Annotated in this window: 12 protein-coding genes; 3 read left to right on the top strand and 9 right to left on the bottom strand. The window is 57.5% G+C overall.

Features of this window, described 5'->3' with window-relative positions; genetic code table 11:
- Nucleotides 1-43: 43 nt before the first annotated feature.
- The 3 genes from E4T21_RS12345 to E4T21_RS12335 form a co-directional block, all read right to left on the bottom strand.
- Entirely contained in the window at nucleotides 44-991 is a 948-nt protein-coding gene (locus tag E4T21_RS12345) for a dihydrodipicolinate synthase family protein (RefSeq protein WP_149285281.1), read from the bottom strand.
- Between the two features lie 76 nt (nucleotides 992-1,067).
- Nucleotides 1,068-2,000: a 4-hydroxyproline epimerase gene (locus E4T21_RS12340; protein WP_149285279.1), complete on the bottom strand. Its 933-nt coding sequence runs from the start codon at nucleotides 1,998-2,000 to the stop codon at nucleotides 1,068-1,070.
- A gap of 287 nt (nucleotides 2,001-2,287) precedes the next feature.
- On the bottom strand, nucleotides 2,288-3,028 hold the full coding sequence (locus E4T21_RS12335) for an SDR family oxidoreductase (RefSeq protein WP_149285277.1): 741 nt from the start codon (nucleotides 3,026-3,028) through the stop codon (nucleotides 2,288-2,290).
- Between the two features lie 104 nt (nucleotides 3,029-3,132).
- On the opposite strand from E4T21_RS12335, the gene E4T21_RS12330 reads away from it, so the two are divergent.
- Nucleotides 3,133-4,041, top strand: a complete 909-nt coding sequence (locus E4T21_RS12330; protein ID WP_149285276.1) for a LysR family transcriptional regulator — start codon at nucleotides 3,133-3,135, stop codon at nucleotides 4,039-4,041.
- 99 nt (nucleotides 4,042-4,140) lie between these two features.
- Here the strand turns inward: E4T21_RS12330 and E4T21_RS12325 are convergent, their stop codons facing one another.
- The 3 genes from E4T21_RS12325 to E4T21_RS12315 all read right to left on the bottom strand — a co-directional run bounded on the left by E4T21_RS12325 (nucleotide 4,141) and on the right by E4T21_RS12315 (nucleotide 7,661).
- Complete coding sequence (locus tag E4T21_RS12325) at nucleotides 4,141-5,202, bottom strand: TRAP transporter substrate-binding protein (RefSeq protein WP_240349125.1); 1,062 nt, start codon at nucleotides 5,200-5,202, stop codon at nucleotides 4,141-4,143.
- A 59-nt stretch (nucleotides 5,203-5,261) separates the two neighbouring features.
- Nucleotides 5,262-6,710: an aldehyde dehydrogenase gene (locus E4T21_RS12320; protein WP_149285274.1), complete on the bottom strand. Its 1,449-nt coding sequence runs from the start codon at nucleotides 6,708-6,710 to the stop codon at nucleotides 5,262-5,264.
- Nucleotides 6,711-6,827: 117 nt separating this feature from the next.
- A complete protein-coding gene (locus tag E4T21_RS12315) occupies nucleotides 6,828-7,661 on the bottom strand; it encodes a p-hydroxycinnamoyl CoA hydratase/lyase (protein ID WP_149285272.1) in 834 nt (277 codons plus the stop codon).
- A gap of 259 nt (nucleotides 7,662-7,920) precedes the next feature.
- On the opposite strand from E4T21_RS12315, the gene E4T21_RS12310 reads away from it, so the two are divergent.
- Complete coding sequence (locus tag E4T21_RS12310; RefSeq protein ID WP_149285270.1) at nucleotides 7,921-8,439, top strand: MarR family winged helix-turn-helix transcriptional regulator; 519 nt, start codon at nucleotides 7,921-7,923, stop codon at nucleotides 8,437-8,439.
- Between the two features lie 91 nt (nucleotides 8,440-8,530).
- Here the strand turns inward: E4T21_RS12310 and E4T21_RS12305 are convergent, their stop codons facing one another.
- From E4T21_RS12305 to E4T21_RS12295, 3 genes are all read right to left on the bottom strand, one after another.
- Nucleotides 8,531-9,853 (bottom strand): TRAP transporter large permease, encoded by a 1,323-nt coding sequence (locus E4T21_RS12305; protein ID WP_338036098.1) that lies wholly within the window; start codon nucleotides 9,851-9,853, stop codon nucleotides 8,531-8,533.
- Nucleotides 9,850-10,437, bottom strand: coding sequence for a TRAP transporter small permease (locus E4T21_RS12300; RefSeq protein WP_149285268.1), 588 nt, complete (start codon nucleotides 10,435-10,437; stop codon nucleotides 9,850-9,852). Before E4T21_RS12300 ends, E4T21_RS12305 begins: the two co-directional genes overlap by 4 nt.
- Before the next feature lie 238 nt (nucleotides 10,438-10,675).
- A complete protein-coding gene (locus E4T21_RS12295) occupies nucleotides 10,676-11,179 on the bottom strand; it encodes a MarR family winged helix-turn-helix transcriptional regulator (RefSeq protein ID WP_187774990.1) in 504 nt (167 codons plus the stop codon).
- A gap of 216 nt (nucleotides 11,180-11,395) precedes the next feature.
- Between E4T21_RS12295 and E4T21_RS12290 the strand changes: the two genes are divergently transcribed.
- Nucleotides 11,396-13,273 carry a feruloyl-CoA synthase gene (locus tag E4T21_RS12290; RefSeq protein WP_240349124.1) on the top strand — a complete coding sequence of 626 codons (1,878 nt, stop codon included), beginning with the start codon at nucleotides 11,396-11,398 and terminating at the stop codon, nucleotides 13,271-13,273.
- The last annotated feature ends 130 nt before the right edge of the window (nucleotides 13,274-13,403 follow it).

Raw genomic sequence — 13,403 nt, 5'->3', positions numbered from 1 at the left:
CCGGCTGGTGCCGGGGCGATGGATGAGTAACGAGTGGTGGCGCTCAGGCGATATTCAGCGAGGCCGACCATTGGGCGTACCAGCTGCGGAACAAGTCGTACTGGGCCTCGACGTAGCGGCGCTGGGCCTCGCTGAGCTGATCGCTCTCGTTGAAGTGCAGGGTGTACTCATTGTCGCCGTTGAGCACCATCAGGTGCTTGTAATAGAGCACCAGGTCCGCGCCTTCGTCGAAGGAGGAAAGCACACCGAGAGCCTCCTCGAGTTCCTGGGCCAGTCGGCGAGCCTGTACATCGCCCTTGGCGGCCTTCTTGCTGAGTTCCACCAGCTTGAGTACTTCGCGTGGCAGGGCATTGCCGATGCCAGTAATGGCGCCGGTGGCACCGCAGTTGACGAAGCCGTGGTAGACAGTGGTATCCACGCCGACCATCAGCGTGACCTGATCATCCTGAGAGGTGATGTTTTCGGCCGCGTAGCGCAGGTCGTCGGCACCGCCGAATTCCTTGAAGCCGATCAGGTTGGGATGTTCGCGACGCAGCTCGAAGAACAGCTCGGCGCGAGTGGCGAAACCATAGTAAGGACTGTTGTAGATCACCGCCGGCAGATCAGGCGCGGCATCGAGAATGGCGGAGAAGTGTGCTTTCTGGGCGCTAAGGGAGGCGCCACGCGACAGCACGCGAGGAATGACCATCAGGCCGTGGGCGCCGACCTTGGCTGCATGAGCTGCATGCGACACGGCTTCCCTGGAGTTGACGGCACCGGTGCCGACAATGGTGGGAATGCCGGCTTCGACCAGGCGTGCCACACCTTCCTGGCGCTGAGCTTCGGTCAGTAGCGGCCAGTCGCCCATGGAGCCACAGTAGACGACACCGCTCATGCCGAGATCGACCAGTTCGCGTCCCTTGGCGACCAAGGCATCAAAGTCCGGCTGGCGGTCGGCAGTGCAGGGCGTCATCAGAGCAGGAATGCAGCCAGTAAAGATGTTGTCGTTCATTGTCTTTCCTTCAGGGTAGTTCCACGGTTATGAGCTGCCCTGCCGCGGTTCGGCAGGGTCTTCAGAAAGGTCGGGATCAGGCTGTGATGCCCCAGGCAAAGGGGTCCTGCTCATCGATCAGCAGAGTGGCATCGGCGCTGATATGAGCGCGGCCCTTTATCCAGGGGCGAATGCGATCGCCCTCCCACTGGTAGGAGGCTTCGAAGTGACCGCCGCAGATGCTGGCCTGCACCCAGGTTTCGCCGGGCGCCAGCTTGCCGTCGGCCGCCAGGCAGGCCAGCTTGGCACTGGTGCCGGTGCCGCAGGGCGAGCGGTCGTAGGCCTTGCCGGGGCAGAGCACGAAGTTGCGGCTGTCGGCTTTTGGATCATCGGCAAACAGCTCGATATGGTCGATCTCACCGCCGTCCTCGCCACGGATGGACTGCGCTGTCAGCGCCTGGCGAATTGCCCAAGTGAAGTCCGTCAAGGCATCGACATTGTCGAGCGCTATACGCTGGTCATGGTCACTGACGAGAAAGAACCAGTTTCCGCCCCAGGCAATGTCACCGTGCACCAGGCCGTAGCCGGGCACGTCCACAGGGACCTGCTTGCGATAGCGGTAGGAGAGGACATTGCGTACCGTCACGGCGCCGTCGTCGTGCAGCGTGGCGTCAACAGGACCAACAGGGGTGTCGATCCTGTGCGAGCCCGGTGACATTCGGCCGATGTGGTGCAGGGACGCAACCAGACCGATGGTGCCGTGGCCGCACATACCCAGATAGCCGCTGTTGTTGAAGAAGATCACGCCACAGGCGGTGTCCTCGGATGTTGACTCGCAGTACAACGCTCCGACCAGTACATCGTGACCACGTGGCTCGAGCATGGTCGCCCGCCGCCACTGGTCATGGTGATCGCGTAGCGCATCCCGCTTCTCTGCCAGGCTCTTGCCCTGCAGGGCGGGAAAACCATCCAGGACCAGCCGGGTCGGCTCACCTGCGGTATGCGAATCGATGACATGCACGCGTTTCATTGGACACCTTTGGACATTCTTGTGGTGGTCGGGGATCGCGGTCCATTTTTGAGGTCGGCGATGTAGTTTTTATATTTTATACAATCTTTGAGATTAGAAGGGAAGACCGTCATGCAAAAGTCGGGAGAGGGCGACTCCATGGAGTCGCCGGGAATCCTGCTGTGGCTCACTCCCGGTGTGGAGTGGGGCTCCACTCCGGGATATGAGAAGGCGTGCTGATTGAATTTCGGGAGAGATGTACTTGAGCCAAGTAACATCGGCATGGCGGTGGGAAGTTTCCGGCTGTCTCAGGCAAAACCGCCATTGGCACGCAGTATCTGGCCATTGATCCAACTGCCCTGAGGGCTGGCGAGGAAGGCAATGGCAGCGGCGATTTCATCCGGCTGTCCCAGGCGTTCCAGTGGTGCCATGGCGGCAATCGATGCGATCTGCTCGTCGCTCTTGCCCTCGAAGAACATTTCGGTGGCCACTGGTCCTGGCGCCACGGCGTTAACGGTGATCCCGCGTCCGCGCATTTCATTGGCCAGCACCTTGACCAATCCCTCGACGCCAGCCTTGCTGGCGATATAGGCGCCATAAGCGGGGAAGGACTTCGCCAGCACACTGGATGACAAGGCAATGATACGGCCACCATTGCCCAGCATCTCAGCAGCCTTGGCCATCACCAGCCAACTGCCGCGAAGGTTTGTCGCCAACATGCGGTCGAGCACCTCGACATTGTCGCTGCTGATGGTCGCCATCTGCATGATGCCAGCGTTGTTGACCACAACATCGAGACGCCCGAATGCTTCCTGTACGGCATTGAACAACTGGGTGACGGACATCGAGTCGCCAATATCGGCCTGCAGCGCCAATCCGTGGCCACCACTGGCCTCGATATCGGCCACGACCTGCTCCGCCAGCTTCGCATTGCCTGTGTAGGTTACCGCCACGGCGAAACCATCCTCGGCAAGCTTGAGCGCAATGGCGCGACCAATACCCCGAGAAGCGCCAGTAACCAGTGCGACTTGTTGAGTTGTATCCGTCATGAATCGACTCCTTGTGCGAATGGAGAATCCCAGTATTGACGTTCGATCCACGCGAATAAATCAGCTAGTCTGCAATCATTATTCAATATGGGAAAACAATCTTTATGGATCGATTCGATGCGATGACCCTGTTCGTACGCATCGTGGAGAGTGGCAGCTTCACCAGAGCGGCCAACGGACTCGGTATCCCGCGAGCATCCGCCACTCTGGCCATTCAACAAATGGAGAGGCGGTTGGGAGCGCGATTGCTGGAGCGCACCACCCGGCAGGTGCGAACCACTCCTGAAGGCAGAGCCTTCTATGATCGCTGTGTTCATCTCTTGGCGGAGTTGGAGGACGCCGAGACGACGCTGTGGACAGAGGCGGATAATCCTGCCGGAGCACTACGTGTCGAGATGCATGGTGCCCAGGCACGATTGATTGTATTGCCGAGGATTCAGGAGTTTCATCACCGCTACCCTCGACTGAACCTGATTCTCACCAGCGGCGACCGGCAAGTGGATCTGGTGGGTGAAGGCGTGGACTGCGCATTACGCTCTGGCGTTCCTGAAGATTCCAGCCTGATAGCTCGCAAGCTGGTGGATCTCCCTCAGGTGATCTGTGCCAGCCCGGAGTATCTGGAGCATGCCGGTCATCCGAGTCATCCGGACGAGCTGCATAAGCACCAGGTGATCGGCTTCTTCTCGGGTAATAACGCCGTGGATAGCACTCTCGACGTGGTCGTTGATGGCCAGGCTCGATCCTTTCAAGGCGGCGGATGGATAACGGTCAACGATGCCTCGAGCTATGTGGAAAGCGCTCGTCAGGGCTGCGGCATGATTCAGCTGCCGCGCTTCCATGTCGCGCCGATGCTCGAAAGGGGAGAACTCATCGAAGTGCTGCCTGAATGGCAAAAGCCTGCCATGCCGCTGCACGCCGTCTATCCGCAACGGCGGCAGCTATCGCCACGGGTGAGAGTATTTCTTGAGTGGGTTGCATCAGTTTATGAGGATTATTTTGACGGAAGCCGTTAGGAGACCGAAACCCGGGACGTGCAATGGAATCAAGTCATTACTCGCCAAAAATGGCATACACCTGCCAGAGCCGGTCAGGCTCTGGCAGGTGTATGCGGTTTACAGTGTCTGTTCGGTATAGTGTTCGATCAAGCGTTGGGCTTCATCGTAGAGTTTCTGGCCATCCATGCCGCGTTCCTGGGCGTTGCCGATCCACTCCTGTCTGACTTGATCTGCAGCGGCCTGCCAAGGGATGAGGCCTTCCTCCTTGATATGCAGCATCTGTCCGTTGGCCTGGTTGGCAATGGACTGGATGGCGTCCTGTTCGGCTTCGTCCATGACCTTTCCGATGCGCTGTGCTTCTTGAATGCCGGCGTTATCATCGATGACCTTTTGCAGCTCGGGCGATAGGCGATCGTAGCTGGCCTGATTCATGCCCAGAATCATCATTGCGGTGTACAGCCCGTGCTGACTGTCGAAGAAAGTGTGATTCTTGGCCACATCTAGTACGCCGAGAGCGGAGGCGCTTTCAAACGGCAACGTCAGGCCATCGATCACTCCTCGTGAAAGGGCTTCGGGAATCTGGGGAAAGGGCATGCCCAGCGACTTGGCGCCGAGCAGCGAAAAGAACTGGTTCATCGCTTTCGAGGGGGCGCGAATAGCAGTACCTTTCAGGTCGCTGGCCTGCTCAATGGTGATGTCCTTGGTGTGAATCTTGCCCGGTGTGTGGGCAAATACAGCAATGGGATAAACACCCTTCAGCGAGTCCTGCATGGTCTCCATGGCATATTCATGCGCGGCCATGCTGGTGGCTTCGCCACTGGTAGGCATGAAAGGCAGGTCGAAGACTTCAGATTGTGGGAAGCGGTTGGGGTTATAGCTCAATAGCGTCCAGACGATATCCACCACGCCGTCGCGGGCCTGGTCGTAGAGTGCCGGTGCTGAGCCGCCAAGTTGCATGGCGGGAAATATCTCGACCTTCAGCGCACCATGGGACTGCTCCTCGATGCGCTTGGCCCAGGGTTCCAGATACTGGGTCTGTACTGGAGTGGAAGGCGCGGCGAAGTGATGCAGACGCAAAGTGATGGTTTCCTGGGCCTGGGCCTGGGCCTGGGCCTGGGCAGTCCAGGGTAGACAGCAGAACGTTGCTGCCATCATGAGCCTGGCGGTTCTTGTAAGCATTATTAACCCCTTGGTTGGCGTGTTCTACAGCGGGTGCTGCTTGTCATTTAGCAGCAGGCTTAGATGGGATAGTGACGTGGCCCCAGTTGAATGCTTAACCAGCGCAAGTCGGTAAATTCCTCGATACCGGCCTTGCCGCCAAAGCGCCCGTAGCCACTGGATTTGATGCCACCAAACGGCATCTGCGGTTCGTCGTGCACGGTGGGGGCGTTGATATGGCAGATGCCGGTTTCGATGTTCCGGGCAACGCGCATGGCGCGGGCCAAGTCGCGGCTAAATACCGCACCCGACAGGCCGTATTCGCTATCGTTGGCGACCCGTATGGCGTCTTCCTCATCCTTGACGCGGATCATTGCCACTACCGGGCCGAAGGATTCATCCCGATACAGGCGCATGGCCTCGGTAATGCCGTCGACCAGCGTTGGCTGCATGATCACGCCATCGGCCTTGCCACCGCAGGCCAGCTGTGCGCCCTTGGCAGTAGCGTCGTCTAGCAGGGCGTTGAGTTTTTCGCCGGCCTCGCGACTGATCAGGGTGCCCAATGCATTGGTGCTATTTCGAGGATCGCCGGCACGCAGGGTAGAAGCCTTGGTGGCGAGCTTTTTGACGAAGGCGTCAGCCACGGAATCGACTACGATCAAGCGCTCCGTCGACATGCAGATCTGGCCTTGGTTGAAGAAGGCACCAAAGGCAGCAGCTTCAACAGCGGCGTCGAGATCAGCATCTTCCAGCACTACAAAAGGCGCCTTGCCGCCCAGTTCCAGCAGCGCGGGTTTGAGCTGTCGGGCCGCTGTTTCAGCGATGATACGACCCACCTGAGTGGAGCCGGTGAAGTTGATACGCCTCACCGCGGGATGCTCGATCAGGCATGCCACGACTTCGGCAGCCTGAGCGGGGGCATTGGTGACCACGTTGACGGTTCCATCATCGAAACCAGCTTCATGCAGAATCTCGCCGATCAGGTGGTGGGTCGCCGGGCACTGTTCCGAAGCCTTGAGAATAACGCTATTGCCACAGGCCAGGGGCGTGGCGATTGCCCGTGTGGCAAGAATGATAGGGGCGTTCCATGGTGCGATGCCGACCACCACGCCACAGGGGACGCGCACCCCCATGGCCAGGTTGTCGGGCACGTCGGAGGGAATCACATCACCACCGACCTGTGTGGTGAGTGCTGCGGCTTCGCGCAACACCTCGCTGGCAATTTTCACATTGAAACCGGCCCAGCCTGGGGTGGCCCCCGTTTCATCCACCATGCGCGCGATAAATTCGTCGGCATGCGCCGCCATCAGTTCCGCCGCCTTGAGGAGTTTAGTGCGGCGTTCGGATGGGCCCGTTCGGGAAAAGTGGGTAAACGCCTGGGCAGCTGCCTCGGCGGCGTGTCGGGTATCTTCGAGTGAGGCCGCCGCTGCAGTGGTCACGACTTCTCCGCTGAGTGGATTGCTGCGCGTAAAGGTAGCCTGCTGCTGAGCCGGACGCTTTTCGCCGCCAATCAGTAGTGCCAATTCCATTGTCGTCTCCTTGTGTCATATCAACGACATGTTGAGTACCAAATGAGCGCTTGAACAGGACTGGTGCCCCTGCTTTGCCCTGCGTTGCTGCGCTCATGTTCAGCAGTTCTTCAGCGCTTAACTGCGTCGGTAACTTTCCAGCCCCGGCTTGATGCTTTTCTCATCCAAGAACTGTTTGAGCCCCTGTTCGCGCCCGTGTTCCGGGTCAAGCATTTGAGCCTGATCGAGCTTGGCGTAGAGATACTCTTCATTCTGCTCCCAGGTCAGCTCGCGGCACATCTTGAAGCCGGTTTTGGCTGCGCGCAGCACTACCGGATTCTTGTCGCGCAGTGTGGCGGCCAGTTGCTGGGTTGCATCGCGTAGCTCACTTCTCTCTACGCTCTTGTTGACCAGCCCCATCTCCGCGGCTTCACGTCCGCTAAACGTCTCCCCGGTCATGATGTAGTAGAGCGCCTGGCGGTGCCCGACGGTATCGGCCATGGCCTTGCTTACCAGGTTGCCGGGAGGTATGCCCCAGTTGATTTCCGAGAGTCCGAACACTGCATCATCGGTGGCAATCGCAAGGTCACAGGCGACCAGCGGTGAGAAGGCACCACCGAAGCACCAGCCGTTGACCATGGCAATGGTGGGCTTTGCGTAATGGCGCAGCAGTTTCCACTGCCAGGTGGAGGCATCGCGGCGCACCTTGACCTGTACGATTTCGGGGCTGGAATCGATCTCGCGGAAATACTCCTTGAGGTCCATGCCTGCTGAGAAGGCCTCGCCCGCACCGGTGAGCACCAGCACCTTGGCTTCTTCATCGAGTTCGAGAGTTTCGAGCACATCGATCATTTCGCGATTGAGCGTGGGGCTCATGGCATTGCGTTTTTCCGGGCGATTGAGGATGACCCAGGCGATGCCGTCTTCAACATCGACCTTCACGGTTTGCCAGCGATCTACATAGCGAGACATAAGCTTTCTCCTTGGCTTTCAGGTACACATGGATAAGCACTCTCTGCTCTATATGCACTGTTCATCACGAGATATGCGCTGTGATTGGTGCTATCGGGTGCATATGTTGGTGTGTGCTTAATTTCTTGAATTAAAAGATTTTATGATGAAAATTTGGTTTTGGTTGGGTGATTTCTATATCAGGTTGATATCAAGTAGATTGATATTAACCTGATGAATCATAATGCGCTATCCTGCCCTTGAAAAGAGGAGGCACCTTATGATTAAAGCCCCTGAGACCAAAGTGGTATCCCCACCGTCGTGTCGCGATGCAGCATCTGAACAGGATGCGCCAGGTGCGAGCGAGCCTGTGCGTGTTGCCTATTTGATCGGGCGTCTGGACCGTACTCTACGTCGGCATATCAGCGAGGCGGTATATCCGTTAGGGCTGACCATGCAGCAGTACACGGCATTGTCGGTGCTGGCGCGGCGTAGTCCGCTCTCCAATGCTCAGTTGGCTGAAAAGTCGCTGGTCTCACCCCAGGCTGCCAATGAGATGGTCAAGGCAATGGAGGCGAAAGCGTTGGTGACACGTACACCCGACCCACACCACGGGCGTATCGTGCTGATTGACATGACCGGGGAGGGCCAGCGCCTGCTGGAAGAAGCTGATCACGCAGTCGCGACCCTTGAAGCATGCATGCTGGAAGGGCTTTCCAGTGCCCAGCAGAGTGCTTTTCAGCGCCATCTCAAGTCGGCCTTGAAGGCGCTTGGCGCCGGGTTGGTCGAGACGCCCTGACGGATGTGTCATACGGTCGAAAAGGCGGCCCAGTAAAAGAACTCGTCAGTAAAAGAAGTTGCCAATAAAAGGTCATCAATTCAGAAGATGGCTAATAAAGTAGGTAGACAAGGCCGAGGGTAATGGTCGGAAATGCCACCAGCAGAATAATTCGCACCACATCCGCGATCAGGAACGGCACTATGCCGGTGAATATCTCGCTCAACCCTACGCGTGGGGCCATCGAATGGATAATGAAGATATTCAACCCCACTGGAGGTGTGATCATGCCAACCTCGACGACCACTAGTGACAGAATGCCGAACCAGATGGCGATATCGCCGGGTGACATGCCGAAGTCCATGCCTTGCATGATGGGCAGGAAGATCGGCACTGTCAGCAGGATCATCGACAGGCTGTCCATGAAACAGCCGAGTAGCAGGTAGCACAGCAAAATGCCGGCCAGCACCACCCATGGACTGATCTCCAGGTTGACGATCCAGCCCGCAGTGGTCTGCGGAAACTGGGTCAGGGCCAGGAAGCTGTTAAAAAGGCTGGCGCCCAGCACGATAAAGAAGATCATCGCGGTGGTAGAGGCAGTTTCCAGCAGGCAGTCGCGTAGCCCCTCCCAGCGCAGACCGCCGCGTGTAGCGGCGAGAATGCCAGTAGCTACAGCGCCCACGGCGGCAGCTTCGGTGGGAGTGAAGACACCAGTATAGATGCCGCCAATCACGATGATGAAAATCGCGGCGCCTGGCCACACATCTATCAGCGAGTGCCAGCGATCAGACAACGCTGCCTTGGGCTTGGAAGGCGCGCTGGCCGGAAACAGGCGCACATAGCAGGAGATCGCCAGCATATAGCTGCCCACGGCAAGCAGCCCGGGCACCAGTGCGGCAGCAAACATGTCGTTGATATTCTGTTCGGCGAGAATCGCGTAGATCACCAGTACCACGGAGGGGGGGATCAAGATGCCCAACGTACCGCCTGCGGCCAGCGCCCCAGCGGCGAGACTGCCACGATAGCCCTGACGCTCCATCTCAGGCAGTGCGACCTGAGTCATGGTAGCGGCTGTAGCCAGCGATGAGCCACAGATTGCACCGAATGCCCCGCAGGCACCGATGGTCGACATCGCCAGTCCGCCGCGGCGATGACCCAGCCAGTCATTGGTAGCTTGATACATGGCACTTGAGAGGCCAGCGCGGGCAGCAAACTGCCCCATCAGCAGAAACAGAGGAATGATCGAGAGCGTATGGCTGGAAAAGTGTTCGTAAGGTAGCGTTTTCAGGCTGTTGAGAATGCTCATCGGGCCGGTGATCAATAGCGTACCCAGACCACCAATGACCAGCATTGCCAGTCCAATGGGAATACGCGCGCCCATTAGCGCCAGCAATAGAGCAAACCCCCCGGCCCCCAGCGTCATTGCGCTCATCATGCATCTCCCTGTGACGTTGTGGTGTCTATATCTGCCGACGGGCATAGAGAAATGGCGACGCGATAAAGGCAGACCAGCGTCAGCATGGCCATGCCGATCACGCCTAGTGCATAACCCCACCACAGCGGAATGCCCAGCAGCATGCTGGTTTCTCCGTATGATTGTTTATCCAGCAGTCCGTGGTAGAGGCGCCACGTCATGATGCCGGTGGCTAGCAGAAACAGTATCTCGGCGATGAAGGTCAGCAGGTACTGAACGCGTTTGGGTGCATGCATCACCAGCAGATCGACGCTGACATGACCTCCGCGCAGGTGGCAGTAAGGTAGAAACAGAGAGACGGCGATTGCCGTGCCCATTTCCACCAGCTCATAGTCTCCAATGACTGGGCTTACCCATGACAAGGCACTGGAACTGCTGATCCACCCCACGCTGGAGAGCCAGCGCCCCAGTATGCTGATTACGGTCATTACTGCCAGGGCCACGATCAACGCGCCGCCGATCAGAGCGAGGACCTGGCACAGCCTGGTCAGGCCGTGATGCAACGGAGTTACAGCCGTCTTGGATGTAGTCGCTAGGCTACTCATGGTTCTTGCCTTTTTCTCTGCTGTTATCGTTGTTGTCGCACGGAGCACGGAGCACGGAGCACGGAGCACGGAGCACGGAGCACTCTGAACTCGGAAAATAGTTGTAACCTATAATTAATTTTTCGCAGACAAGGGTGCAAGGCGCAAGTGCTCAAATGCGCCTAAAGGATAAGGCGAGAGAAATTAAAGCTGCTTCGAGGGCATCTGCATCAAAAGGCGCCAGGATGTTCAGTGGTGCTCAACCTGTTTCTTCGCTGGCATATACCTTGCGCAGCAGCGTCAATAGCTGGCGGCGCTCGATTTCGCTGAGCGCTTGGGTGGCAGCCAGGTCACTTTGCTCGGCAAGACCTTTCAGGTGTCCTGTCAGCGTCTCACCGCTTTTGGTCAGAAAGATGCCGTGGGAACGACGGTCGCGCTTGCAACGTACACGCATGGCCAGCCCTCGTTCTTCCAGGCTATGCACCAGATTGACGACCCGTGGTGGGTCGATTCCCAGCGTCTGCGCCAGGCTGGACTGAGTAACGCCGGGATAACCTTCAATGACTACCAATGCTGAAAACAGGGCCGGTCGCACGTCGTATTCGCGCATGGCTTCGTCGAAATATTTGAAGACCTTTAGCTGGGCGCGGCGCAGGGCATAGCCTAGTCGTTCCTCAAGATCCAACCCCTCGACACTGGTGGGATAAACCTCATCAACCATGCTCTGGCGGGGTGCAGCGGCCTTCTTGGATGTTGTCATCATGGGTCCTTCAAGGGGTATCGTTAGCCTTGTCAATTAATATAGCGAGATTTCTCGGTGCCTCGCTACTATCGGCCAATGTGTCACCCATTCTATCAGTTTTACGTACAGCTAAAGTCGCATGGAGTGCGCCTGGATGGAAAACTAGTTGTATATTATAACTACATTGGTCATGGCCTATATGGCATATAACAATTTAACAACACCGAGGGAGTTTCCATGTTGTCTCGCCCCGCTGACACAAGCGTGCGTCACGCGCACTCCATGCCAGCTCATGATGCATTTGCTGCTCGTAGCTACTATTTCAATGGTGGCGATGTTCGGGACTATCCTCGCTGCATGACGGCATGCCTGGCTCGTTGGGCCGAGAATACACCCGAAAATCTGTTTCTTGCCCAGCGTGAAGGTGCTCAACGTACTTGGCGCCAGTTGACCTTTGGTGAGGCGATGGCGCGTATCGAGCGCCTGGCGGAGGCACTATTGCAGCATGGTGCCTCAGTGGATCGACCAGTGGTGGTGTTGTCCGGTAACAGTATCGAGCATGCACTGCTGGCCTGTGCTGCCATGCATGTGGGCATTCCCTATGTTCCGGTTTCTCCCTCCTATGCGTTGCGTTCGCAGGACTATTCCAAGCTGCGCCATATTCTCGAGCTGGTCACTCCCAGCATTATTTACGTCGAAGAGGAAGCACCGTTTGCCGCTGCACTGAAGGCACTGTGTCCACAGGAGACGCTGGGTGTGAAGCCCTCATCGTTGCAAGTGCCTGCATTGTTGTGTCTGGCGCGCCACGCTGGCGATTGTACTACTACGCTGGATGACTTTATGGCGTCGCATGCTTCTGCTCGAGTGGCTGAGTCACATGCCCGTGTGACGCCGGAGAGCATTGCCAAGCTGCTGTTTACCTCAGGTTCTACCGGTATGCCCAAGGCGGTGGTGAATACCCAGCGTATGCTGTGCAGCAACCAGGCCATGCTGGAGCAGCGCCTGGATTTTCTGGCGCGCGAAAAGCCGGTACTGGTAGATTGGCTGCCGTGGCATCACACCTTCGGCGGTAACACTATTCTGGGCATTGCCATGTATTACGGTGGCACGCTGTACATCGATGATGGCAATCCCACACAGGAAGGCGTACAGCGTACAGTCGAGAACCTGTGCGAAATATCGCCAACATTCTATTGCAACGTACCCAAGGGATTCGAGGCGCTGTCCAAGCATCTGGAGAGCAATACGGCACTGTGCACCTCGCTGTTTCGGCGCTTGAACATGTTCCACTTCGGAGGCGCAACGCTACCGGCACATATGCGTGCTGCGCTATCCCGGGCGGGAATTACGGCGAGCGGTGAGGCAGTGCCGATTCTGGCTGGTATGGGGGCCACCGAGGCCTGTCTGGCTTTCTGTACCGATGAAGCCTCGGAGATACCGGGGTTGATCGGGAGGCCCATGCCTGGGATGGAGGTCAAGCTGGTGGCTACCGAAGACAAGTGGGAAGCTCGTTTAAAAGGGCCCAATGTCACGCCTGGCTATTGGCGCGATGCACGGCGTACCCGTGACGCTTTCGATGACGAGGGGTTTTATTGCACCGGCGATGCCATGCGCTTTATTGACCCACAGCGTCCCGAACGCGGGTTGGTCTTCGACGGTCGCCTGAGTGAAAACTTCAAGTTGATCACTGGCACCTGGGTTAATGTCGGCATGCTGCGTCTTCACCTTGTAGAGCATTTTTCCCCTCTGGTGCAAGACATTGTCATTGTCGGCGAGGGCCAAGAGTTTCTCGGTGGCCTGGTGGTGCTTAATATCGCGCTGTGCCAACAGTACTTCCCACATCTGCAGGATGTTTCTCTAGAGACGCTGGCCTGCGATGCCACGCTACAACAATGTCTGGCGGAGAAGTTGCACCATCACCGTCAGGGGCAATCGAGCTCCATGTGTCTGGAACGCCTGATGTTGCTGGATACGCCACTCTCGATCGACCAGGGGGAGGTGACCGATAAGGGCTCGGTCAATCAGCGCCTGGTGCGAGAGCGCTATGTGCATCATGTACGCGCGCTATATGCCGAGGGGAAAGGCCATCCATTATTAATTCACCCACCTGAATAATCCGTCCACCTAAATAATTCACTCAATGTGTTTAAAGATGCTGTATTCGCTTATTCGGTGCTGAAGCCCACTTGAGGAGAAATCCGCTCGCTTCATCTACAGACAGGACCACGACAATAACAATCGCGCT

It is taken from the genome of Halomonas binhaiensis (assembly GCF_008329985.2).
GTDB classification, from domain to species: domain Bacteria; phylum Pseudomonadota; class Gammaproteobacteria; order Pseudomonadales; family Halomonadaceae; genus Halomonas; species Halomonas binhaiensis.
The sequence above is the reverse complement of the archived record's forward strand: the minus strand, read 5'-3'. Positions and strand labels throughout refer to the sequence as shown.